The following is a 21,568-nucleotide window of genomic DNA, read 5'->3' on the forward strand; positions in this document are numbered from 1 at the left end:
GCCTGAGCCAGTGAATCAGGTTCTTTATTACCTGTTAGCCATTCCAGATATGACCCTCCGGTTGCTGACGACTTTACCCTCTGAAACACCCTCTCCCGCCGCTCACAAAGACCGTTCCGTCTGTTCGCCCTTTAGAGTCCTGCTCCCGGTAATCATTTAAACGAATGTGCTGAAGTAAAAGGTTAAGCGAAGGGTTAAATGCTGCTGAACCGGGTTTGCCTGGCTCTGGCAATTCCTTTGAGACAGATCACAGGCCAGCTTTATCCCCCTTGTAACCCGCTACAGGAATTGAGTGAGCAGCCAGAGAATGTCCTCCGTGAAGAAAGAAGTGCAGCGTGTTGCTGCTCACAAAACGGACAGCTTTCGTGAATATGCTCACAGCACCTTGGGCGGCTGCACACATATTAGCCGTTAATCGTATCGATTTGGCCAGTGCGTTAATGAATTGTGAGCGCTAAATTAAAAATGAAACAGCGTTTTAATAATTAATCAGGACAGCCAGCCACAGGAGTTAACCGTGAAAATCAGCGCCATAGATGTCACCCTTTTTAGCTATCCCACCCGGCGCGTTACCGACAGCGCTGGCCACTCCCATCCCGGCCCGGAAAATGATGCGCAGATGGCGCTGTTGACCCTGACCAGCGAGGATAGCGAATGCGGCTACGCCTTTGCGCCACCGGAAGTGGTGCGGTCGCATGTGGTTAATGCCTTCTTTCGCAAGGTGCTGATCGGTCAGAACGCCTTTGACCGCGAGCGTCTGTGGCAGGATCTGGTGCACTGGCAGCGCGGCAGCGCCCACCAGCTTACCGAGCGTGCCCTCTCCGCAGTTGAGCAGGCGCTGTGGGATCTGATTGGGCGCAGGCTGAAACAGCCGGTGCATAAGCTGCTGGGCGGCTATCGCGAGAAGATACCGGCTTACGGCAGCACCATGTGTGGCGATGAACTGAGTGGCGGTTTATCGACGCCGGATGAGTATGCACAGTTCGCGGAAAAGCTGGTGACACGCGGCTATAAGGCAATCAAGCTGCACACCTGGATGCCGCCGGTCGCCTTTGCGCCCAGCCCGTCCATGGACATCAAAGCCTGCGCAGCGGTGCGTGAAGCGGTTGGCCCAGGTATCGCACTGATGCTGGATGGCTACCACTGGTACAGCCGCAGTGACGCGCTGACCATCGGCAAAGCACTGGAAAAACTTAACTTCACCTGGTTCGAAGAGCCAATGGAGGAAGAGAGCATGGCCTCTTACGCCTGGCTGGCGGACAACCTCTCAATCGACGTGCTCGGCCCGGAGAGTCTTGGCGGCAAACATCACAGCCGGGCCGACTGGGTCCGTGCCGGTGCCTGCGACATTCTGCGTGCTGGTGCCAATGGCGTAGGCGGCATCTCCGCTACGATGAAAGTAGCCAGTCTGGCGGAAGCTTTCGGTATGGATTGCGAAGTCCACGGCAACGGCGCAGCCAGCCTGGCGGTGGTCGGGGCTATTCGTAACTGCCGCTGGTATGAGCGCGGCCTGCTGCATCCCTTCCTGGATTATGAGACGCCGCCTGCGTATCTCAACAGCCTGATTGATCCGATGGACGATCGGGGTTTTGTCACCCTGCCCACCCGCAGCGGGCTGGGAGAGGATATTAACTTCAGCTGGATTGAGACCCACACGCTGAACCGCTGGTAATGAAGTACGGCAAACAATAATAACCCTGTTGCCGCGCAGCCCCGATGACGCGGTAAACGGGAAAACCTCTGACCTGCTGGACTTTACCTATGACCCTGACACAACGATGTGGTGCGTGGCTGATCACGCTGCTGGTGCTCACGAGCGCGCCAATCCAGGCAAAGACCCCGGATGACCAGCTGATCGTCGGCATGAATATGAACAACCTGCTCACCCTGGATCCGGCCGCGATGACCGGTAACGAGGTGGTCGGTATTGTGGTGAATCTCTATGACGGCCTGGTGGAGCTGAATCCGCAGCAGCTCACCGAGGTGCGCCCGGCGCTGGCGGAACGCTGGTCAGTCAGTCCGGATAACCGCACCCTGACCTTCCACCTGCGCGACAACGTCAGGTTTCACTCCGGCAATCCGCTCACCAGCGCTGATGCGGTCTGGTCGATGCGGCGGGTGCTGCACCTGAATCTGGCGCAGGCGTCGGTGTGGAAGTCCTACGGTTTCAGCCGCGACAATGTGGACCAGATGATTACCGCCCCCGACGACCGCACGCTGGCGATCACCCTGCCCAAACCCAACGATCCGCAGCTGGTGATCTACTCGCTGGCGGCGCTGGGCAGCATGGTGGTGCTGGACCGCAAAACGGTACAGCAGCATGAAGTCGATGGCGACTGGGGCAACCGCTGGCTCACCACGCATGAAGCGGGTTCCGGCCCGTTCCGGCTGGATGTCTGGCAGGCAAAAGATGTGCTGCGCATGAGTCGCGCGACAGACTACTGGCGCGGCGCAGCGAAGATGTCACGGGTGGTGTTCCGCCACCTGCAGGAGTCGCAGACCCTGCGGCTGATGATGCAGAAAGGCGATCTCGATATCGCCAGCAACATGGCAATCCCCGACGTGCGGGCTCTGCGTCACGATCCCGACCTCACCATAGATGCCGTCAGAAAAGGAACAATCTACTACCTGGCGATGAGCATGAACGATCCACGCTTTGACAATATTAAGGTGCGTGAGGCGGTCCGCTATCTGGTCGATTATCAGGGCATTAATAAAAGCCTGATGACCGGCTATGGCGAACTGCACCAGCGCCCGATACAGGCGGGGATGCCCGCCACGCTGCCCGACCCCGGTTACCGGCTCGATGTGCCGCGCGCTCGTGCGCTGCTGGCTGAAGCGGGTTATCCGGATGGCTTTGACACTACGCTGCGGGTGCTGGCCGATCAGCCGTTCCTGAATATCGCCATCGCCATTCAGTCAACGCTGCTGCAGGGCGGCATCCGGGCAAAAATCATTACCGGCACCGGCAACCAGATTTATGGCGCGATGCGCGATCGCCAGTTCAGCCTGCTGGTCGGACGCGGTGGCAGCGGCGTCGAGCCGCACCCCCACTCCAGCCTTCGCGCGCTGGTCTACAACCCGAACAATGCCGACAGCGCCCGGCTGACCAACTTCCAGGGCTGGCGAACCGGTTTCTACGACGCGCAGCTCAACCGCCTGATCGATCAGGCGCTGGTGGAACGCGACAAAACACGCCAGCAGCAGGACTACTTCGCCATCCAGCAACGCTATGACCAGCTGGTGCCTGCGCTCATGCCGATATCACAAATGCTCGACTCCGTGGTGGTCAGTAATCGGGTGCAGGCGTATCAGCCCCATCCCTCCGCGACCACCTTCCTGCGCGACGTCTGGAAAACCCCTGAAGCCCTGGCGGGAGGCACACCATGATGATGACCCTGACACGAAATCAGTGCCGCCGCATCAGCCATCGCGCGGTACAGGTATCAATTACGCTGTTCGGCCTGCTGCTGCTGACCTTTTTTATTGGCCGGGTGATGCCGCTGGATCCGGTGCTGGCGATAGTCGGCCCTGACACCGATCAGGCCACTTATCAGCAGGTCTACCACCAGCTTGGCTTTGATAAACCGCTGTGGGTGCAGTTTGGCCTCTATCTTAATGCCCTGCTGCATGGCGACCTGGGCCACGCGCTGCTCACCGGCCAGCCGGTGGTGCATGACATCCTGCGCGTTTTTCCCGCCACGGTTGAGCTGGCTACGCTGGCAATTGTAATTGGCGCAGGGCTCGGTGTGCCGCTTGGCGTGCTGGCGGCGGCGCGGCGTAACAGCGTCATCGACTATGTGGTGCGGATGCTCAGCCTGGCCGGTTACTCCACGCCGATTTTCTGGGTTGGCATGATGGGTCTGCTGCTGTTCTATGCCCATCTCGGCTGGGTCGGCGGTGCAGGACGGGTGGACTTCAGCCTGGATGGCGTCGTACCGCGTCGCACCGGCTTTATGCTGATCGACGCCCTGCTGGCGGGCAACGGTCAGGTGTTCCGGAATGCGCTGAATCATCTGGTGCTGCCCGCCTCGCTGCTCGGCTTTCACTCCATGGCCTACATCAGCCGTATGACGCGCAGCTTTATGCTGGCACAGCTGTCGCAGGAGTTCATTCTGACCGCGCGGGTCAAAGGCCTGACCGATTGGCAGGTGATCTGGCAGCACGCCTTCCGCAATATTCTGGTTCAGCTGCTGACCGTGGTGGCGCTGGCCTATGGCTCGCTGCTGGAGGGCGCAGTGCTGATTGAAACGGTCTTCTCCTGGCCCGGTTTTGGCTCCTATCTCACCGGCAGCCTGATGCTGGGCGATATGAATGCGGTAATGGGCTGCGTGCTGGTGGTCGGCCTGATCTTTGTGCTGCTTAACCTGATCGCCGACCTGCTCTATCAGGTGTTCGATCCGAGGACCAAAGTATGACGATCTCCTTCGACACCCCTTCTGCCGGACACACCCGCGAACGGCTGGCGCGCTGTCGGCGATTTGCTGCTCACTGCGGCACTTTCCTGTGGCGCATGGCCTGTAATCCCCTGACCGCCATCGGCGGCGGCATTTTGCTGCTGCTCTGCATCGTGGCGCTGTTTGCGCCCTGGATCGCGCCCTGGCATCCGCTGATTCAGGATCTGGACAATGCCCTGATGCCGCCCGATGCGGCCCACTGGTTCGGCACCGATGAGTTTGGCCGCGATATCTTCAGCCGTCTGGTGTGGGGCGCGCGCATTACGCTCTACATCGTGCTGCTGGTATCGATCACCGTCGGCCCGCTGGGCCTGCTGCTGGGCGTCACCGCCGGGTACTTTGGCGGCAAAGTCGACAGCGTGCTGATGCGCGTCACCGATATCTTCATCTCCTTTCCCAGCCTGGTACTGGCGCTGGCGTTTGTGGCGGCGCTGGGGCCGGGTCTGGAGCATGTGGTGATCGCCATTACCCTCACCGCCTGGCCACCGATCGCCCGTCTGGCGCGTGCCGAAACGCTGTCGCTTCGCCAGGCGGACTTTATCTCGGCGGTGCGATTACAGGGCGCGTCGCCGCTGCGGGTGCTGTGGAAGCATATTATTCCGCTTTGCCTGCCCTCGGTGATTATCCGCATCACCATGAACATGGCGGGCATTATCCTCACCGCCGCCGGGCTGGGATTTCTCGGGCTGGGCGCGCAGCCGCCGGATCCGGAATGGGGCGCGATGATCGCCAGCGGCCGCAACTACATGCTGGAGTGCTGGTGGGTGGTTACCGTGCCCGGTCTGGCGATCCTCATTAACAGCCTGGCATTCAACCTCTTAGGAGATGGCCTACGTGACCTGCTCGATCCCCGCAGTGAGTAACGCCTCGCCGTTGCTCGACGTGCGTGATTTGCACGTGAACTTTGTTAACGGACGCCAGATCACCCCGGCGGTGCGCGGCGTCTCCTTTCAGCTCGGACAGGAGAAGCTGGCGATTGTCGGCGAGTCCGGCTCCGGTAAATCGACCGTGGGCCGCGCCCTGCTGCAGTTGCATCCGGCCAGGGCGCGCATCGAGGCGAGCCGGATGCAGTTTGGTGATATTGACCTGCTGCACGCCAGCCCGGCGCAGATGCGCGCCATTCGCGGCAAACGCATTTCCATGATTATGCAGGACCCGAAATATTCCCTGAACCCGGTGATTAGGGTGGGCGAGCAGATCGCCGAAGCCTGGCGCAGTCATCATCGCGGCCAGAAAGCGGCGGCGCGCCAGCGAACGCTGGCGATGCTGGAGGAGGTGCAGATCCGCGATCCTGAACGAGTTTATCAGCGCTATCCGCATGAAATTTCTGGCGGTCAGGGGCAGCGCGTGATGATCGCTATGATGCTGATCACTGAGCCGGAACTGGTGATTGCCGATGAGCCGACTTCTGCGCTGGATGTCTCGGTGCGTCTGCAGGTGCTGGCGCTGCTGGACGATCTGGTGAAGGCGCGCGGGCTGGGACTGATTTTTATCAGCCACGACATCAGTCTGGTGCGCAGCTTCTGCGATCGGGTGCTGGTGATGTACGCCGGACGCGTGGTGGAGTCGCTGGCCGCCAGTGAGCTTGACCATGCCCAGCATCCCTATACGCAGGGATTGCTGGCGGCACTGCCCGACCTTGATCACCGCCGTACACGTCTGCCGGTGTTACAACGTCATGCCAGCTGGTTGATGGACTAAGGAGTTCGCGATGATTGATGTGAAAAATCTCAGCCTGAGTTTTGGTGATGACGATCGCCGGAGTCAGGTGCTGTTCGACGTAAATCTGCAGGTGAAACAGGGTGAAATTTTCGGGCTGGTGGGCGAGTCGGGCTCGGGTAAAACTACGGTGCTGAAGTGCCTGGCGGGATTATTTACTCACTGGCAGGGAGAGCTGAGCATTGATGACCAGCCGCTGACGCACCGCATCGATCGGGCGCGCTGTCGTCGGGTGCAGATGGTGTTTCAGGACCCTTACGGTTCGCTGCATCCGCGTCACACGCTGGGCGACATTCTTGAAGAGCCGTTACAGATTCAGGGGCTCGGGCAGCGCCAGCAGCGGGTGGTGGCGATGCTGGAGAAGGTCGGGCTGAATCGCGCCTGGCAGACGCGCTATCCGCACCAGCTTTCAGGAGGCCAGCGTCAGCGCGTGGCGATTGCCAGGGCGCTGATTTTAGCGCCGCGCGTACTGCTGCTGGATGAACCGACTTCTGCATTGGATGTGTCGGTGCAGGCGGAGATCCTGAATCTGCTCAGCGATCTTCAGCAACAGGAGAATCTCACCTATCTGATGGTGACACACGATCTCGGTGTGGTGGCGCACCTTTGCCATCGCGTGGCGGTGATGCAACAGGGCAAAGTGCTGGAGACGCTGGATGTACCGACGCTGGTGGCGGATCGCGCTGCTATGCCCTACACGCGGATGCTGGTCGAGGCGAGTCGCCACACTCATGCAGCAGGCTGAAAGTCAGCGGAGATCGTGAGAGAGAATAAAAAAAAGGCCGGTCAGACCGGCCTCGTGAAATCGGATGGCTTAGTGCGTCAGCTGACGCACAAAGGCAACGATCTCCTCATTTTTGCCATGCTCAGACAGGCACGGCTGGAAACGCGGGCCGCTGACGGCGGTACGCACCAGTTCAGGATCGATAGCACGCAGCGTGTCGAGATAGTTATCTTTGATCACCGCAGCCTTAACCTGGTTCAGCAGACCGGCATTGCGTACCTGCGGCTCTTTACGCTCTGGCGGATAGCCATTGCCCTTCTCGCCGGTGAACGCTTTTTCAAAGATAAAGCGCAGATTCAGTTCTGCACCCCAGCCGAACCCTTTAGCAAATGGGAGGGATAAAGCATTACCGTTGTTGATCTGCGCAAACAGGTAAGCATCCGCCGGATCGATACAGTAGCCGCAGACCACGCCCGGATGGAGGTTCAGCGACATCAGCGCGCCCTGTCCGGTACCGCAGCCCGCGACCACGAAATCCACCGCCTGGCTGTTGAGCAGTATGCTGGCCTGAATACCAAGATGAATGTAGGTCAGATGGTGATCCTGCTCATCGCTCATCCCGACGTTAAAGACCTGATGGCCCAGTGGCTGTGCGACGCCTTCCAGTTCTTTCAGCACGGTAACGTTTTTAGCGGCCTGGCTGTTTTCCATCATTAATGCGATTTTCATGATCTCCCCCTATAAATTAATTGAAACACTGTTTCATTTTAATGGAAAAGCACTAAAGTGCATGGGCTAATTCACCTGCGCGCTGTGAGAGCCATCACAAAATGGCCATTGCAGTGCCTGTTACCGCATGAGGATTCCGATGTTTATCTATCATAAAGACCAGCCACTGGACGATCTGGGTGGTGGCGTGACCCGCCGCGTGCTGGCGCATGGCGGCACAATGATGGCGGTTGAAGTCCGTTTTGAAAAAGGGGCGACTGGCCCGCTGCATCACCATCCCCATGAGCAGCTGACCTGTGTACTGAGCGGACGCTTTGCCTTCACCATTGAGGGTGAAACACGGGAAGTCGCCGCGGGGGACACACTCTACAAAGCACCCAATGTGCTTCATGGCTGTGTCTGTCTTGAGGCGGGCGTGCTGCTGGATACCTTTACGCCACAACGCGAAGATTTCCTCGCTGCTAAATAACTCACGCGGCCCGATGGGCCGCTTGTCGCACTGACCTGTGCTGTGTCTTTTCCCTGCCCGCCGGATTTGACTTAAAGCCGGTGTAATTTTTCTGAAATTCCCTTCACTTCTAACTGAATGATTAGCCAGCACTTCCTCTGCGGCCGCGCTGCGCTTAGCGCTGGGTTAAAAATCATTCAGCAGATTTCTGTACAAAATACGGATCGTTGTATAAGTTTAATAGCAACACCAGTGCATTTTTTAACCCGAAACAGGACAATAATATGCCAATGCAAAACACGCTGACCCTGCCGGTGAACCATACCATCCCGGTCAAAAATGAGTTCACATCATCCTTTGACGCCTCTGAACAGGACAAGCTTAACTTTCTGATTGAAGAATTGATGGAAGCAGGTAAGGAAAAAAGCTGCATGGAACTGCTGCGTCATCTGGCCTCTGCGGACAGTGCTGAAGAAGAAGCGTGCTGCCGTGAACTGCTGACGCTACTGATGGCACAAAAATGAAGCCTGTGGCTGGCGGTTTAACGCTGATTCACTACGCTTCAGGACCTTTATTACTACTCCGGACATTCGCCTGACCGCACTTCGACGTTCAGGCGTATTCATTTTCATGTAAACATTGCCTGTTGTTCCCAACGCCAGATTGCCCACATCAGCGGATGCTGTTCCAGGCGGTTAATCCGGGATTACTCACAAGCCCTCCCAGCCTCTGATTGCTTATCCCTCACTGCTTTTGTTAGCCTGAATCGCGCATCGGCGTGACGCGCCTTACACTCGCCGCACGGTTTATTACCCGTCTGTAAAAGGAGTGACATGATCATGACCCCAGCACCTGCCACACTGCATCTGCTGTGTGGAAAAATTGCCTCCGGGAAATCGACGCTGGCAGCGGAACTGGGCGCTTTACCGGGTTGTGTGGTCATCAGCGAGGATCAGTGGCTGGCCGCGATCTGGCAGGACGAGATGCATTCAGTGGCCGATTACGTGCGCGTTACGGCAAAACTCAGGAAGGCGATGACGCCCCACCTGGTGGCGCTGCTTAACGCAGGTGTATCGGTGGTACTCGATTTTCCGGCCAATACCCGGGCAAATCGTGACTGGATGCGCTCAGTGATAGAGGCCTCGTCTGCTGATCATCGCCTGCATTATCTGGACGTGCCGGACGCACTGTGTAAATCGCGTCTGCATGCCCGTAATCAGGGCGGCGAACACGCCTTTGCCGCAACGGACGAGCAGTTCACGCTGATTACCCGCTATTTTGAAGCGCCGCAGGAGGAAGAAGGCTTTCACCTGGTACGCCACGGTTAACGTCTTCTGCTATCAGGAGAGATCGAGAGCGGCAAGCACATCAGCAATCTCCCGAAATCGGCAGCCGTAAGCGGCAACAACAGTCGCGTTCGGTCAGCCCCAGCAGCCCTGCCGCAGCGCTGATTACCCGGAAACTGCCGCCGTGCTGGCGGTACAGTGCCCACAACGGCTCAGGACGATCGGACTGCGCTCTGACGCTCGCATACTCACCTGCGGCTGCCGCATCGGTCATCGCTTTTGCAACGCGCGGAAACAGCCCGCCGCACACCGGAGTCGACTTTTGCCTCCGTCAGCCTGCTCAGAGGCCGCAGAAGGCCGCTTGATCGGGTTTGCCCTCTGCAAAGTGAGTAAGGGGAAAAGCACTGAGTCCGCCGAACATATCGTCTGCTCCATCGTAAAAATGCGTTGCCTGGCTGATGTTCGTCCGTACAGCCATATTTCGTTTCCGGCCGAAGCATCGGTTTGCTCCACCCGCTATTTTTGTGCCTCACCCTCTTTACTCTTGTCTGAAGGAAGATAGCGATGATTGCCGTACTGTTTGAAGCTGAAGCCCGCCCCGAACACCAGATACGTTATCTGCAACTGGCCGCCGACCTGAGTCCGCTGTTAAAGGACATTGATGGATTTATCTCTATTGAGCGCTTTCAGAGCCTGGGTGATGAGAAAAAAATCCTCTCGCTCTCCTGGTGGCGCGATGACGCCGCGGTAGAGGCGTGGAAACGTAACCTCTGCCACCAGGCCGCGCAGCGTGAAGGTCGTGATACCCTCTTTGCCGGTTATCGCATTCGCATCGCCGCGCTGGTCAGAGAATATGCCTCACAACAGGGAGTAAATTAACATGTTCGATATTCATGTGATCCTGCAAAATAGTCCAGGCACCCTTTCCCGACTCACCACGCTGCTGGGCCGCCATGCAATCGGACTGGAAGGCGGCGGCCTGTTCTCGTGTGGTGCGCAGAGCCATGCCCATTTTCTGATTGCGGAAGGCGAACGGGCTCGTGCCGTGCTGGAAGCGGAGGGGATCACCGTCAAGGCCGTAAATGTCCCGCTGATTCGCAGGCTACCGCAGCAGCGTCCTGGCGAACTGGGGGCGATCACGACACGCCTGGCCGATGCCGGGATCAACATTCTGGTGCAATACAGCGATCACGCTAACCAGCTAATCCTGATCACCGATAACAATCAATCAGCCGCCGGGCTGACCACAGAATGGGCTCCCTAATCTGATGGCGACACAGCAACACCATCACGCAACTGACGACAGCGACGCGCTTGAGCACGCAATTGTGAGCGTCGCCGCCGCGATGGCCGATTCGTCTCGGGTAAAGATGCTGTCAGCGCTGATGGATGGACGCGCCTGGACGGCTACGGAACTTAGCGCCGTCACCGATGTTGCCCCCTCCACCGCCAGCGCGCATCTGAACCGGTTGATTAACAGCGGCCTGATCGTCTGTCTGGCACAGGGCCGTCACCGCTATTACCGGCTGACAGGCAGTGACATCGCAACGCTGATTGAGAACATGATGGGGGTGTCGTGGCGACGGATCGCTGCGCCGCAGAGCACGACGCCAACATCACTGCGCACTGCCCGCACCTGCTACGACCATCTGGGGGGTGAAGTCGCGGTGCAGATCTACGCCGCAATGGCACAGCACGGCTGGATCACGCCGGAGGGCAGCGCGCTCACCCTTTATGGACAACAGCAGTTTGCGGCGTTGCGAATTGATCTGTCGCAGCCCGGACGCCGCAAATCGTGCTGTGGCTGTCTCGACTGGAGTGAGCGCCGGTTTCATCTCGGCGGCTACGCGGGCGCAGCGCTGTTAACCGCCTTTGAGGTGCAGGGCTGGCTCACCCGACAGCCCGGCTACCGTGAAGTGACGTTTACTGCGGTGGGCGCCAGGCATTTACGTCAGGTTTTCGATATCACACTTCGCTGACACAGCACGCCTGAGTTCAGAGCCCATTTGCTGCCAGGCTCTGCGCGGGCGGCCTCGGACTGCCTGGAATCCCCTTATCAGCCCATAACAGGCTTATGAATTCTGTCACATTTCCGCAAACTCGCCTCAGAGCTAATAACACACCGACAAAACCGGCAGTTTCTATAACCTTATGAATCATAGAGCTATTAAATGATAACGCCAGGCAATCATGCGGCGCACACATTAATCATTGTCATTTTTGCACTTATTCAGCGCCGGGCGCTGATCCACTCTTCAGTCACAGGCACGGCAAAAAGTGTCATACCTTACTGGAGTTACTGATGCAGACAACCTCACCCATGACTCATCGCGCCAGGATTGGCGCTATATTTCGTGTTACCTCGGGCAATTTCCTCGAACAGTTTGATTTCTTCCTGTTCGGTTTTTATGCCACCTATATTGCCCATACCTTTTTCCCGGCCAGCAGTGAGTTTGCCTCACTGATGATGACCTTTGCCGTCTTTGGTGCAGGCTTCCTGATGCGCCCCATCGGTGCAGTGGTGCTGGGGGCATATATCGATAAGGTCGGCCGTCGCAAGGGGCTGATCGTCACGCTCTCCATCATGGCGGCGGGCACCTTTATGATCGTGCTCATCCCCTCTTACCAGAGCATTGGCCTGTGGGCACCGCTGCTGGTGCTGATCGGTCGGCTGCTGCAGGGCTTCTCCGCCGGTGCAGAGCTGGGCGGGGTGTCGGTTTATCTGGCCGAGATCGCAACGCCGGGCCGCAAAGGCTTCTACACCAGCTGGCAGTCGGGCAGTCAGCAGGTCGCGATTATGGTGGCGGCCGCGATAGGCTTTATCCTCAACGCCGTACTGGAAGAGAGCGCTATCCGCGAATGGGGCTGGCGTATTCCGTTCCTGTTTGGCTGCCTGATTGTGCCGTTTATCTTTGTGCTGCGTCGCAAGCTGGAAGAGACGCAGGAGTTCAGCAATCGCCGCAGTCATCCTGATGTGAAACAGGTGTTCTGCATCCTGCTCAGTCACTGGCAGGTGGTGATTGCCGGGATGCTGATGGTCGCGATGACCACCACGGCGTTTTATCTGATTACGGTTTACGCGCCGACCTTTGGCAAGCAAGTCCTGCTGCTGAGCGCCTCGGACAGCCTGCTGGTGACGCTGCTGGTGGCGGTGTCGAACTTCATCTGGCTGCCGATTGGCGGCGCGATCTCCGACCGCTTTGGCCGCAAACCTGTCCTGGTTGCCATGACCCTTCTGGCGATCGCCACCAGCTATCCGGCCCTGAGCCTGCTGGCAGCGGCACCGGGCTTCTCTATGATGCTGGGCGTGCTGCTATGGCTTTCGATGATTTACGGTCTCTACAACGGCGCGATGGTCCCGGCGCTGACCGAAATCATGCCGGGGGAAGTCCGTGTGGCAGGCTTCTCGCTGGCCTACAGCCTGGCAACCGCGGTATTTGGTGGCTTTACCCCGGTGATGTCGACCGGCCTGATCGAGCTGACCGGCGACAAAGCCTCGCCTGGCTACTGGATGAGTTTTGCGGCTGTCTGCGCGCTGGGCGCAACCCTGTATCTCTATCGTCGCACCCGCAGTGCCGTATTAGCTGCCCATAAAACCGTTAGCTGAGGAACTGAAGATGAAACTGAAAACGATGTCGCTGTACGCTGCCCTGCTGTTCAGCGTGGCGGGCAGTGCCACGGCGCAGGCAAAAGAGCTGACGGTAATGATCTCTGGCGGATTTAAAGCGGCATGGGATACGCTTTCGCCACGCTTTGCTCAGCGTGAAGGGATCACCATTGACACGGTTGCCGGTCCGTCGATGGGTAAGACGCCACAGGCGATTCCGGCGCGGCTGGCGCATGGTGAACCGGCTGATGTGGTGATTATGGTTGGCGATGCCTTAAGCGAACTGCAAAAAAAGGGCGCCACGCTGCCGGGTTCACGGGTAGAGCTGGCGGACTCGCGCATCGGTGCAGTGATAAAACAGGGCACCACACCGGTAAAAATCGGTAGCGAAAGCGAGCTGCGTACCGCCCTGCTGAACGCCTCTTCCATCGCCTACTCCGACAGCGCCAGCGGCAAATATGTCAGCAGCCAGCTCTTCAGCCGACTGGGCATTGAGGATCAGGTGAAAGCGAAGGCGGTGAAGGTTGAGCGCATCCCGGTGGCCTCCGAGGTCGCAGCGGGTAAATACGCTATCGGCTTTCAGCAGGTCAGTGAACTGCTGCCGGTCTCCGGCGTAACGTTTATTGGCGAACTGCCGGACACGCTGCAGTACACCACCCGCTTCGCCGGTGCCGTAGTACGCAGGTCAGCGCAGCCGGACGAGGCGGCGAAGCTACTGCACTGGCTCGCTTCGCCTGAGGCACAGCAGGCAGTGCACGCCAGCGGCCTGCACAGCGTGAAGGCGTCAAAACCGGCTAAAGTCGCTGATACTGTTCAATAATCAGGTTTTCCAGTTCGCCCGCGATGTGCGATAGCGTCCGGCCATTTTTACGCAGCAGTCCGACGGTGCGTTTCACCTGCGGATCGGTTAACGGCACCGCCATCAGCAGGGCGTGATCGTAGCCGGGCATCGACATAGTGGGTACGGCAGCAATGCCAAGCCCCGCCTCAACCATCCCCAGCATGGTGGTCACGTGCCGGGTTTCACAGACACAGGGCTTCTCCGGTATGATCGCCTGCAACGCCTGGTCCAGCAGGTTGCGATTGCCGGAGGTTTTATCCAGTCCGACCCACTCATACTGATAAAACGCCTGCCAGCTCACACTCGTTTTGCCTGCTATCGGATGGTCACGCCGACAGGCCGCCACATAAGGATCGTCCATCAGCGGCTGGAAGTGCACATCCGGCTGCGAGCGGCTGGAAAAACTGATGCCGAAGTCGGCCTGTCCGCCAATCACCGCGTCATAGACGTTGGCCGCGCTGCTATCAATCAGCTTCACCCGCACCTTTGGATAGCGCGCCTGAAACAGCCGGATGATGCTGGGCATAAAGTAGTAGGCGGCTGATGGCACACAGGCCACGGTAATCAGACCGGTGCGGGCTAAGCTCACTTCACTCAGATCGGCCATCACCTCTTCAAAATCGGCCAGCAGCTTCTCCGAACGCTGAGCAAACGTATGCCCTTTCAGCGTCAGCGTGACGCGGCGCGTAGTCCGCTCAAACAGTTTGATTCCCAGCGTGGTTTCCAGCTTGTCGATGCGGCGGCTCAGCGCCGATTGCGAAAGGCAGATCGATTCCGCCGCCAGACGAAAATTGCCAAACTCCACCAGCGCGCGAAATGCGTAGAGATCGTTGAGATCGAAATTAACTGGCATACATTCCTCTTCCCCTAAACCGCATCAGGCTTGCCATCATCATTTTCATCGCCTTCCGTCTGGCTGAAATCGCTAACGAATTTGCTGAGCAACTGTTCCAGCGTCTCGCGGTCACTCTCTGGCCAGTGGAGGAAAATGCGCTGATAAACCTGCACACGTTGCGCATCGATTTTATCGGTCATTGCCCTGCCAGCCGCGGTAATTGCGGCTTCGTTGATTCTTTTGTCCTGACGGTTTTTCTGCCGAACGACCAGCCCGGTCTCTTCTAATTTCGCTACCTGACGGCTGACCGTGCTGTAATCACGACCCACCCGATCGGCGAGTTCGCCCACGCCGATCGGCCCGAACCGGCTGACCTGAACCAGCAGTGGGAACAGTGCCCGATCCAGCTCAATACCCGCCGCTTTAATCATCGCCATATCGCGCTGAGGCCGGTTAAGCGCGCCCGCAATTGTCAGCAGACAATCATGCAGCGCATCGTATTTATGTGTATTTTGCACGCTTTTCATTGACACCATCCAGAGGCGGGAATAATGTGTGTACTTTACACCCATTAACGCCTGAACAGAAGGATGATAAATAATGAAAGCAGCAATAATCGGGCAGGCAGGCGCACAACCCTACTACGGCGACATGCCGGAACCCCAGCCCGGTGAGCATCAGCAGCGGGTGACGGTCAACGCTGTGGCACTCAGCCAGCTGGCAAAGGCCCGCGCGGCAGGGACCCACTACAGCTCTGTGGCACACTATCCGTTTATTCCCGGCATTGACGGTACCGGATATCTCGACACTGGCGAGCCGGTCTGTTTTCTGACGTTTAACGCCGCGGCGGGCAGCATGGCCGAGCGAACTGTGGTCAACAGTGAACATATTATTCCACTGCCTGCCGGTCTGGATCTGGTACTGGCTGCCGCTCTCGCGAATCCGGGCATGTCCTCCTGGGCTGCGCTGACCCGTCGGGCGGCACTGCGTCCTGGCGAAACCGTGCTGATCAATGGTGCCACCGGTACCTCGGGACGTCTGGCGATCCGCATTGCCCGTGCGCTGGGCGCAGGCAGAATCATTGCCACAGGCCGTAACCGGGAGACTCTGGAACAGCTACAGAGTGAGGGTGCTGATATCATACTGACGCTGGATGCATTATCCGCAGAGCTTCCTTCTCTGATGGCGGAAGGCGTTGATGTGGTGCTGGATTATCTGTGGGGTGAGAGTGTACTGGCGATCATGACAGCGGCGGTACACGGTGGTGACAAGGTGGTTCGCTTTGTCCAGATTGGTTCGCTGAGCGGACAGGAGATTTCTCTGCACAGTAAACTGCTGCGTTCATCTGGCTTAACGCTGATGGGAAGCGGGCTGGGCAGCGTTCCAGACCGTGAGTTGATCGCCTCAATAGGGGAAATGCTGCAGGCCGCCGCGTCACATGGATTTGCCATCCCCTTCCAGCCACGGCCACTTTGTGAGGTCGCTGAGGCCTGGCAGAGCGACGACAGCCGCTTCCGCACGGTCTTTACCTTTCCGATGTAACGGACGTCTCCACCTCATGCAGAAATCGACCCGGATAATCGGGTTGGATGGCGTGCTGCCTGCTGTAGCGGCCAGACAGCTTATAGCGATTTAAGGCGATGCGGTCGTAGGCAAAATTACTGATCGCGTCGGGAAAGTGGCGCAGCACTGCCAGCCCGCGCCACGGGGGAGGCAGAAGCTGCATCACGCGGAAAACCGCCTGCGCCCGCAGCCAGTGCTGATTACCATCAATGTAGACAATGGTGCTGATGTTCTCTTCCGGCATCCCGGCCCAGCGCAACAGTGCTTTGCCCTGCTCGCTCTGCACCGCGGCAAAACGCACCTGCCGCGCCAGATGGTGACGCAGCAGAAACTGAACCCAGCCGTTACACAGTTTACAGACGCCGTCATAAAGTACGGCGCTTTCACCGGTTTGCAGATACGGGGGTGATGACATGCTGCAACTCCTCACTCATCTGATGATGAGCTGAAGTGTAGCGGGTTATGTTCAGTTGCTGGTGCAGCCAGTGGATAACGGCCGCGTGATCCTGGTTGCAGGCATCCACTTCACACACCGGTCCCAGCGCCATTGGCCGGGCCTGTTGGGCCAGCTGGCGCAGCTCCGGCAGATACTCAGCGCCCGGATGGCCAGGCAGCCGCTGCGACAGCCGCGCCTGATAGCGCGCCACCGCTACCTCCGGCGCAATCTTCAGCCACAGTTCCAGCACCTCTTCGACGCCCGCCTGTTTCAGTCCCAGCTCAAGCAATGTCCGTGGCTGAAAGCCAAACCAGGCGTCGATCAGCCAGATCTGACTGGCGGGAGCCTGGCCGACAATGTTCCAGATCGCCTGGTAAGCCGCGCAGCCCAGTTGCCGGTTACACTGGCGATCGACCGGCGCAAAGCAGGACATAAACGGCTCTTTCAGACTGTCGAGGGTCAGTACCGGCCAGCCAAAGTGCTGTGACAGCGCGTGCGTCAGGGTGCTTTTACCTGAGGCGGGGATGCCGTTAACCAGCACCACACGTTTGGGGGGAATGTTTTGCGTCATAGAATATCGATAACCTCCGCCACGCTGCTGGCCCGGCGTAACCGGACCAGCGTCTCCTCATCCTCCAGCAGCGACACAATCGCGCGGATCCCCTCTTCGATATGCGCGTTGCTGTCGCGTGCGCCAAACATAATCACAATGTCCGCCTTATCACTGCCCTCAAATGAGATCGGCTCATTCAGCAGAATCAGACTGAAACAGTCGCGGATCACCCCCGCTTCCGGTCGCGCATGAGGAATGGCGATCCCCTCCTCAAACACATAATACGCACCGTGAGCCAGCGTATTGGCGATCACGGCATCAGGATAGGTGGCATCAAGATAACCGCCGCTGACCAGCGGTTCGGCGGCCAGCGCGATAACCTGACGCCAGTCCGTGGCGTCAATGCCAATCTGAATGGCGTTGGCCTCCTGCAATAATTGCTTAATCGTCATCAGCTCTCCTTAAATCGACTGGCGAACCACATTGCGTAATTCATCGATTTTGACAAACAGCGCATCAATTTCATTGCGGTAGCGACGGCTTTTCGCAAACAGGCTTAATGCACGATTATATTCCAGCATTAATTGTTTTTGCGTTTCGCCATCACGCGGATTAATCGCCAGCTGCTGCTCCAGCTGCGTTATTTTCTCGCGACTTAATTCCGCCAGATGATCCTGCTGCTGCTCGCTGGGTGGTTCCACAGCCGGAGACTTTTTGAGGAATCCAAACATAGGCTCTCCTGCCCCACATAATATTGGGGTGGCTAATATAAACAGTGAATAAAAGATCGTTAACGCATTAACCCGATGATGGCGGCACGGGTAATTACCGGAATAACTGCATTTTCTCTACCAGTACATTCGTCACCGCATCGTTGGCTGGCACCAGGAAATTACGCACGCTGTCATTAACCTTGCCTCTTTCAAACGTCGATTTACACTGCGCCACCCACTGCACATTCATTTCGGTGCCGACATTCACCTTCTCAATTCCGCTGCTGACCGCCAGCCGCATATCCTCATCGCTGACGCCGGTGCCGCCGTGCAGTACCAGTGGCGTGTGGGTTGCCGCCGTAATATCGGCCAGCCGCTGATGCTGAATATGGGCTTTACCGGTATAAAGCCCGTGCACGGTGCCGATGGAGATCGCCAGCATATCGACGCCGGTCTCTTCGACGAAGCGGCGTGCATCTTCCACGGGAGTGAACGCTATCGCCTCCATCTCTACGCATTTACCATCTTCCGACCCGCCGATGGCACCCAGCTCCGCCTCGACTGAAACATGATGTGGTCGCGCTATATCAATCACCCGACGGGTATTCGCAATATTCTCATCAATGGGCAGATGTGAGCCGTCATACATGACAGAACTGAATCCGGCATCAATCGCTGTCTGAATCGCGGCTAAATCGGAGCAGTGATCGAGATGCAGGCAGGTCGGCACGTTCGTACTCTCTGACAGCGATTTAATCGCATCGACCAGCAGTTTATGGCCGAGATATTTCGCCGTGCCGGTGGAGATTTGAATCATTAACGGGCTGTTGGTTTTCTCTGCCGCTTTAAAATAGGCGGGGAGCATCTCCAGACAGTGAAGATTAAACGAACCAACCGCTTTGAAGTCACGCTGTTTAGCCAGCTGTAACAGATCGGCGAAGTTATAAAGTTTCATGGATTTTTTCCTCCTGAGGTTTGGTCGATTTGCCATTAACAAACCAGGCAAGCGCGGTAATAAAGGCGATAAACAGGGCGACAAACAGCCAGTTATTCTGGAAGGCGTGGCCGAGTACCAGTCCGGTACTGATCACGTCGGAATCACTGAAGGTGACGCCGTTGAAGCCGTAGCTTTCCAGCATCGGCACCAGGATGGCGGGCAGAATGGTGATAAAGAGTCCGTGGACGAAGCCGCCGATCATCGCGCCGCGCCGTCCTCCCATGGCATTACCAAATACGCCGGCGGTGCCACCGGCGAAGAAGTTGGTCAACAGGCCAGGCAGGATCATCGCCAGACCAAACATCGGGAAGACCAGCATACCGACGATGGAACCCAGCGTGGTGGCGAGGAAGCCGACAATCACCGCGTTCGGGGCGTACGGAAACATCACCGGGCAATCCAGCGCCGGTTTCGCATCCGGCACCACGCGCATCGCGATACCCCGGAAGGCCGGCACCAGTTCGTTCAGCAGCAAGCGGACGCCGCTGTAGAGCACGAAGACCCCGGCCACGAACTGAATCGACTGCATAAAGGCGTACATCAGGTAGTTCATGCCGTTGCTGTACTGCGCGATAAACGCCGGGCCGGCTGCCACAGCGGGGATCAGGTACATCGGCACCATCACCAGCGCCATCGACAGATAGGTATCCTGCAAAAACTTGAAGTTATCGGGCAGCTTCAGGTCTTCGGTGGAGCGCGATCCTTTGCCGACCACTTTGGCGACTGCCGCCGTAACCAGATAACCGATGGTGCAGAAGTGACCCAGCGCCACGTCATCCGAGTCGGTGATGCGCCGCACCACTGGCTGCGCCAGCGCAGGCATTACCACCGCCATAATCCCGCCAAAGATGCCGCCGGTCAGAATCAGCGGCAGGCCAGTCAGCCCCGCTTTGTAGCCGATCACCGCGCCAATCGTCGCCATCCACAGCAACGCCTGGCCGGTCAGGAAGATGTACTTAAACGGCGTCAGTCGCGCGATGATGATGTTGACGATAAAGATCACCAGCAGCGTCAGCGCCACTTCAGACCCCAGCTCACGGTTAGCCAGCCCGGCAATAGCGGCCACATCGGTGATATAGCCGCGCATGCCAAAGCCATGGGTAAAAATGGTATTAAGGAACGTCAGCGTGCCCACAATAATATTGATACCCGCCATCATAATTAAAAAGCCGAGCAGGGTTTTAAAGGTGCCTTCCACCACCTTACCTGCCGATTTTTTTTGCAGCAGCAGACCAATCAGGGCAATAAAAGCGATCAGAATCGATGCCTGCCCCAGCAGATCTTTTACCAGGAAGTCGATCACACTATTCATGGGCGGCGACCTTCTGGTTGTGTTCTTTTAAGAAAGCCAGGATCTTCTGCTCTATCTCCGCTTTATCGGTGAGCCGGTTAAGAATAATGACCCGTTTAATCTGCTCCGGACTGGCGTCGGCGTTTAAAACATCGGCAAACGCTTTTTGCGTCAGGATCATATCTGACTTAAAGGCATTCGCTTCTGAAATGGTGGTGTGATCGATGTCGGCCTCAATCTCCAGTTTTTTTAATACCGCTTTTGCGCTCATCTCAATCGCAAAACTGGAACCTAATCCACAACCACAGACACATAATATTTTCAGCATGGTTTTTCCTCACACTATATTGAGTTGTTTAGCGAGTTTGTAATGGTGCCCGTCAATATCGACCAGGCGTTTTTGCATGCTTATTAAATCAATCGGAATGGGTTTATTGCTGCCATTAATAATGACCGCTTTATTCCGCATGCCTGACTGAATACAACGCACCACTTCACTGGCCATAATGGTGCCCTGAAAGATCTCTTCGCAGGTGGGATCACCATTGCGCAGCCCGTAACCCAGAATGGTTTTACGGATACGCACGCCAATAAGGGGTTCAAGCTGTTTAATTAAGGTGTCGATCGCCCCCTGAAAGCCGGGCGAATATTCACGGGTATAGCCTTCCGAACAGAGGATCACCACGCTGTTCTGCTCTGCCAGCCGCCCGGTGATGCGCTGCGCCAGTTGTGGCAGCGGGATCTGGCACTCCGGAATTAACGCAATATCTGCGTTAGCTTTAATCGCGGACTGCAGTGTTAATTCGCCGCAATAGCCGCCGAGTAACTCCAGCATAAAAACCCGGCCCGGTAAGGCACGGCCGGTATTACGCAGCTTCGCCACCTCTTTTAATACCTGCTCGCAGGCGGTGGAAAATCCCAGCGTGTAATCGCTGCCGAAAACATCATTATCGATGGTCATACCGACGCCGAAACAATTTACGCCATACGCCGACAGGGTATGGAGAAATTGCAGCGACCCGTCTCCGCCCGCCATAATTAATATGTCTATCCGGGCGTTTTTCAGCTGGCGTGCTATTAACTCATATTCGCTGCGGACCAGTTTCTTTTCAGTGCGTCCCGATTGTATAACCGGAATTGGGGCGATGGAAAAGTCGAGCAGATCGCGCTGGCTAATCTCACGATGATTATTTTCCAGCAGGCCGGGAATACCGCCGTCAAATATCACCATCTCCGCCTGTGCCATGCGCCCAATCTGGAAGACAAAATTATTAATGCCGGTCACGTCACCGCCACTGATCACCATTCCAATTCGCATCACCCTCACCTCGCTGGCTTATTCTGCTGAAGGTTATTCTTCCGGTTAGCG

26 protein-coding genes and 1 pseudogene are annotated in these 21,568 nt (G+C 57.4%); 15 read left to right on the forward strand and 12 right to left on the reverse strand.

Annotated features, from left to right (window positions below; genetic code table 11):
- Positions 1-517: 517 nt before the first annotated feature.
- The 6 genes from QSK07_RS14520 (at position 518) to QSK07_RS14545 (ending at position 6,921) form a co-directional block, all read left to right on the forward strand.
- Complete coding sequence (locus tag QSK07_RS14520; protein WP_285721809.1) at positions 518-1,672, forward strand: mandelate racemase family protein; 1,155 nt, start codon at positions 518-520, stop codon at positions 1,670-1,672.
- A gap of 191 nt (positions 1,673-1,863) precedes the next feature.
- A complete protein-coding gene (locus QSK07_RS14525; RefSeq protein WP_285721989.1) occupies positions 1,864-3,390 on the forward strand; it encodes an ABC transporter substrate-binding protein in 1,527 nt (508 codons plus the stop codon).
- Positions 3,387-4,418 carry an ABC transporter permease gene (locus QSK07_RS14530; RefSeq protein ID WP_285721810.1) on the forward strand — a complete coding sequence of 344 codons (1,032 nt, stop codon included), beginning with the start codon at positions 3,387-3,389 and terminating at the stop codon, positions 4,416-4,418. The genes QSK07_RS14525 and QSK07_RS14530 overlap by 4 nt, the downstream gene beginning before the upstream one ends.
- On the forward strand, positions 4,415-5,320 hold the full coding sequence (locus QSK07_RS14535) for an ABC transporter permease (RefSeq protein WP_285721811.1): 906 nt from the start codon (positions 4,415-4,417) through the stop codon (positions 5,318-5,320). The genes QSK07_RS14530 and QSK07_RS14535 overlap by 4 nt, the downstream gene beginning before the upstream one ends.
- Positions 5,292-6,158, forward strand: a complete 867-nt coding sequence (locus tag QSK07_RS14540) for an ABC transporter ATP-binding protein (protein WP_285721812.1) — start codon at positions 5,292-5,294, stop codon at positions 6,156-6,158. The genes QSK07_RS14535 and QSK07_RS14540 overlap by 29 nt, the downstream gene beginning before the upstream one ends.
- A gap of 10 nt (positions 6,159-6,168) precedes the next feature.
- Positions 6,169-6,921, forward strand: a complete 753-nt coding sequence (locus tag QSK07_RS14545) for an ABC transporter ATP-binding protein (RefSeq protein WP_285721813.1) — start codon at positions 6,169-6,171, stop codon at positions 6,919-6,921.
- Positions 6,922-6,990: 69 nt separating this feature from the next.
- On the opposite strand, the gene QSK07_RS14550 is transcribed toward QSK07_RS14545, so the two are convergent.
- Positions 6,991-7,629 (reverse strand): RpiB/LacA/LacB family sugar-phosphate isomerase, encoded by a 639-nt coding sequence (locus QSK07_RS14550; RefSeq protein ID WP_285721814.1) that lies wholly within the window; start codon positions 7,627-7,629, stop codon positions 6,991-6,993.
- 139 nt (positions 7,630-7,768) lie between these two features.
- Between QSK07_RS14550 and QSK07_RS14555 the strand changes: the two genes are divergently transcribed.
- The 3 genes from QSK07_RS14555 (at position 7,769) to QSK07_RS14565 (ending at position 9,405) form a co-directional block, all read left to right on the forward strand.
- Positions 7,769-8,098, forward strand: coding sequence for a cupin domain-containing protein (locus tag QSK07_RS14555; protein ID WP_098050537.1), 330 nt, complete (start codon positions 7,769-7,771; stop codon positions 8,096-8,098).
- A gap of 263 nt (positions 8,099-8,361) precedes the next feature.
- Complete coding sequence (locus QSK07_RS14560; protein WP_098050538.1) at positions 8,362-8,601, forward strand: hypothetical protein; 240 nt, start codon at positions 8,362-8,364, stop codon at positions 8,599-8,601.
- 309 nt (positions 8,602-8,910) lie between these two features.
- Complete coding sequence (locus QSK07_RS14565) at positions 8,911-9,405, forward strand: P-loop nucleotide/nucleoside kinase family protein (protein WP_285721815.1); 495 nt, start codon at positions 8,911-8,913, stop codon at positions 9,403-9,405.
- 12 nt (positions 9,406-9,417) lie between these two features.
- Here QSK07_RS14565 and QSK07_RS22860 read toward each other — a convergent pair.
- Positions 9,418-9,673, reverse strand: a pseudogene (locus tag QSK07_RS22860) (dihydrodipicolinate synthase family protein); the annotation flags it as partial.
- 254 nt (positions 9,674-9,927) lie between these two features.
- On the opposite strand from QSK07_RS22860, the gene QSK07_RS14570 reads away from it, so the two are divergent.
- The 5 genes from QSK07_RS14570 to QSK07_RS14590 all read left to right on the forward strand — a co-directional run bounded on the left by QSK07_RS14570 (position 9,928) and on the right by QSK07_RS14590 (position 13,790).
- The gene (locus tag QSK07_RS14570) at positions 9,928-10,242 is read left to right on the forward strand and encodes an antibiotic biosynthesis monooxygenase family protein (protein ID WP_285721816.1); all 315 of its coding nucleotides are present in this window, start codon (positions 9,928-9,930) and stop codon (positions 10,240-10,242) included.
- Between the two features lies 1 nt (position 10,243).
- Positions 10,244-10,627, forward strand: coding sequence for an amino acid-binding protein (locus QSK07_RS14575; protein WP_285721817.1), 384 nt, complete (start codon positions 10,244-10,246; stop codon positions 10,625-10,627).
- A 4-nt stretch (positions 10,628-10,631) separates the two neighbouring features.
- Positions 10,632-11,342 carry an ArsR/SmtB family transcription factor gene (locus tag QSK07_RS14580; RefSeq protein ID WP_285721818.1) on the forward strand — a complete coding sequence of 237 codons (711 nt, stop codon included), beginning with the start codon at positions 10,632-10,634 and terminating at the stop codon, positions 11,340-11,342.
- Positions 11,343-11,662: 320 nt separating this feature from the next.
- Positions 11,663-12,970, forward strand: a complete 1,308-nt coding sequence (locus QSK07_RS14585; protein WP_285721991.1) for an MFS transporter — start codon at positions 11,663-11,665, stop codon at positions 12,968-12,970.
- Positions 12,971-12,980: 10 nt separating this feature from the next.
- The gene (locus QSK07_RS14590) at positions 12,981-13,790 is read left to right on the forward strand and encodes a substrate-binding domain-containing protein (protein ID WP_285721819.1); all 810 of its coding nucleotides are present in this window, start codon (positions 12,981-12,983) and stop codon (positions 13,788-13,790) included.
- Here the strand turns inward: QSK07_RS14590 and psrA are convergent.
- Both psrA and QSK07_RS14600 read right to left on the reverse strand, forming a co-directional pair.
- Entirely contained in the window at positions 13,765-14,664 is a 900-nt protein-coding gene (gene psrA / locus QSK07_RS14595; RefSeq protein WP_285721820.1) for an L-proline-binding transcription factor PsrA, read from the reverse strand. The genes QSK07_RS14590 and psrA overlap by 26 nt on opposite strands.
- Before the next feature lie 14 nt (positions 14,665-14,678).
- Positions 14,679-15,173, reverse strand: a complete 495-nt coding sequence (locus tag QSK07_RS14600; protein WP_033732652.1) for a MarR family winged helix-turn-helix transcriptional regulator — start codon at positions 15,171-15,173, stop codon at positions 14,679-14,681.
- 73 nt (positions 15,174-15,246) lie between these two features.
- Between QSK07_RS14600 and QSK07_RS14605 the strand changes: the two genes are divergently transcribed.
- On the forward strand, positions 15,247-16,188 hold the full coding sequence (locus tag QSK07_RS14605; RefSeq protein WP_285721821.1) for a quinone oxidoreductase family protein: 942 nt from the start codon (positions 15,247-15,249) through the stop codon (positions 16,186-16,188).
- Here QSK07_RS14605 and QSK07_RS14610 read toward each other — a convergent pair.
- The 8 genes from QSK07_RS14610 to QSK07_RS14645 form a co-directional block, all read right to left on the reverse strand.
- Positions 16,172-16,624, reverse strand: a complete 453-nt coding sequence (locus QSK07_RS14610) for a thiol-disulfide oxidoreductase DCC family protein (protein ID WP_285721822.1) — start codon at positions 16,622-16,624, stop codon at positions 16,172-16,174. The genes QSK07_RS14605 and QSK07_RS14610 overlap by 17 nt on opposite strands.
- Complete coding sequence (locus QSK07_RS14615) at positions 16,593-17,216, reverse strand: P-loop nucleotide/nucleoside kinase family protein (RefSeq protein WP_285721823.1); 624 nt, start codon at positions 17,214-17,216, stop codon at positions 16,593-16,595. The genes QSK07_RS14610 and QSK07_RS14615 overlap by 32 nt, the downstream gene beginning before the upstream one ends.
- Positions 17,213-17,650, reverse strand: a complete 438-nt coding sequence (locus QSK07_RS14620; RefSeq protein ID WP_285721824.1) for a PTS sugar transporter subunit IIA — start codon at positions 17,648-17,650, stop codon at positions 17,213-17,215. Before QSK07_RS14620 ends, QSK07_RS14615 begins: the two co-directional genes overlap by 4 nt.
- Positions 17,651-17,659: 9 nt before the next feature.
- Positions 17,660-17,929 (reverse strand): hypothetical protein, encoded by a 270-nt coding sequence (locus QSK07_RS14625; RefSeq protein ID WP_098050551.1) that lies wholly within the window; start codon positions 17,927-17,929, stop codon positions 17,660-17,662.
- A 94-nt stretch (positions 17,930-18,023) separates the two neighbouring features.
- Positions 18,024-18,866, reverse strand: a complete 843-nt coding sequence (locus QSK07_RS14630) for a class II fructose-bisphosphate aldolase (RefSeq protein ID WP_098050552.1) — start codon at positions 18,864-18,866, stop codon at positions 18,024-18,026.
- Positions 18,853-20,220 carry a PTS sugar transporter subunit IIC gene (locus QSK07_RS14635; RefSeq protein ID WP_098050553.1) on the reverse strand — a complete coding sequence of 456 codons (1,368 nt, stop codon included), beginning with the start codon at positions 20,218-20,220 and terminating at the stop codon, positions 18,853-18,855. The genes QSK07_RS14630 and QSK07_RS14635 overlap by 14 nt, the downstream gene beginning before the upstream one ends.
- Complete coding sequence (locus tag QSK07_RS14640; RefSeq protein WP_098050554.1) at positions 20,213-20,527, reverse strand: PTS sugar transporter subunit IIB; 315 nt, start codon at positions 20,525-20,527, stop codon at positions 20,213-20,215. Before QSK07_RS14640 ends, QSK07_RS14635 begins: the two co-directional genes overlap by 8 nt.
- A gap of 9 nt (positions 20,528-20,536) precedes the next feature.
- On the reverse strand, positions 20,537-21,517 hold the full coding sequence (locus QSK07_RS14645) for a 6-phosphofructokinase (RefSeq protein ID WP_275219480.1): 981 nt from the start codon (positions 21,515-21,517) through the stop codon (positions 20,537-20,539).
- Between the last annotated feature and the right edge of the window lie 51 nt (positions 21,518-21,568).

This window comes from Pantoea sp. QMID4, assembly GCF_030270445.1.
Taxonomy (GTDB): domain Bacteria; phylum Pseudomonadota; class Gammaproteobacteria; order Enterobacterales; family Enterobacteriaceae; genus Pantoea; species Pantoea vagans.

Excerpts from the sequence above, each read along its gene's own strand:
- QSK07_RS14525 (WP_285721989.1), top strand. The coding sequence starts at position 1,864 with ATGAATATGAACAACCTGCTCACCCTGGATCCGGCCGCGATGACCGGT.
- QSK07_RS14530 (WP_285721810.1), top strand. The coding sequence starts at position 3,387 with ATGATGATGACCCTGACACGAAATCAGTGCCGCCGCATCAGCCATCGC.
- QSK07_RS14535 (WP_285721811.1), top strand. The coding sequence starts at position 4,415 with ATGACGATCTCCTTCGACACCCCTTCTGCCGGACACACCCGCGAACGG.
- QSK07_RS14545 (WP_285721813.1), top strand. The coding sequence starts at position 6,169 with ATGATTGATGTGAAAAATCTCAGCCTGAGTTTTGGTGATGACGATCGC.
- QSK07_RS14550 (WP_285721814.1), bottom strand. The coding sequence starts at position 7,629 with ATGAAAATCGCATTAATGATGGAAAACAGCCAGGCCGCTAAAAACGTT.
- QSK07_RS14555 (WP_098050537.1), top strand. The coding sequence starts at position 7,769 with ATGTTTATCTATCATAAAGACCAGCCACTGGACGATCTGGGTGGTGGC.
- QSK07_RS14560 (WP_098050538.1), top strand. The coding sequence starts at position 8,362 with ATGCCAATGCAAAACACGCTGACCCTGCCGGTGAACCATACCATCCCG.
- QSK07_RS14565 (WP_285721815.1), top strand. The coding sequence starts at position 8,911 with ATGATCATGACCCCAGCACCTGCCACACTGCATCTGCTGTGTGGAAAA.
- QSK07_RS14570 (WP_285721816.1), top strand. The coding sequence starts at position 9,928 with ATGATTGCCGTACTGTTTGAAGCTGAAGCCCGCCCCGAACACCAGATA.
- QSK07_RS14575 (WP_285721817.1), top strand. The coding sequence starts at position 10,244 with ATGTTCGATATTCATGTGATCCTGCAAAATAGTCCAGGCACCCTTTCC.
- QSK07_RS14580 (WP_285721818.1), top strand. The coding sequence starts at position 10,632 with ATGGCGACACAGCAACACCATCACGCAACTGACGACAGCGACGCGCTT.
- QSK07_RS14590 (WP_285721819.1), top strand. The coding sequence starts at position 12,981 with ATGAAACTGAAAACGATGTCGCTGTACGCTGCCCTGCTGTTCAGCGTG.
- psrA (WP_285721820.1), bottom strand. The coding sequence starts at position 14,664 with ATGCCAGTTAATTTCGATCTCAACGATCTCTACGCATTTCGCGCGCTG.
- QSK07_RS14600 (WP_033732652.1), bottom strand. The coding sequence starts at position 15,173 with ATGAAAAGCGTGCAAAATACACATAAATACGATGCGCTGCATGATTGT.
- QSK07_RS14605 (WP_285721821.1), top strand. The coding sequence starts at position 15,247 with ATGAAAGCAGCAATAATCGGGCAGGCAGGCGCACAACCCTACTACGGC.
- QSK07_RS14610 (WP_285721822.1), bottom strand. The coding sequence starts at position 16,624 with ATGTCATCACCCCCGTATCTGCAAACCGGTGAAAGCGCCGTACTTTAT.
- QSK07_RS14615 (WP_285721823.1), bottom strand. The coding sequence starts at position 17,216 with ATGACGCAAAACATTCCCCCCAAACGTGTGGTGCTGGTTAACGGCATC.
- QSK07_RS14620 (WP_285721824.1), bottom strand. The coding sequence starts at position 17,650 with ATGACGATTAAGCAATTATTGCAGGAGGCCAACGCCATTCAGATTGGC.
- QSK07_RS14625 (WP_098050551.1), bottom strand. The coding sequence starts at position 17,929 with ATGTTTGGATTCCTCAAAAAGTCTCCGGCTGTGGAACCACCCAGCGAG.
- QSK07_RS14630 (WP_098050552.1), bottom strand. The coding sequence starts at position 18,866 with ATGAAACTTTATAACTTCGCCGATCTGTTACAGCTGGCTAAACAGCGT.
- QSK07_RS14635 (WP_098050553.1), bottom strand. The coding sequence starts at position 20,220 with ATGAATAGTGTGATCGACTTCCTGGTAAAAGATCTGCTGGGGCAGGCA.
- QSK07_RS14640 (WP_098050554.1), bottom strand. The coding sequence starts at position 20,527 with ATGCTGAAAATATTATGTGTCTGTGGTTGTGGATTAGGTTCCAGTTTT.
- QSK07_RS14645 (WP_275219480.1), bottom strand. The coding sequence starts at position 21,517 with ATGCGAATTGGAATGGTGATCAGTGGCGGTGACGTGACCGGCATTAAT.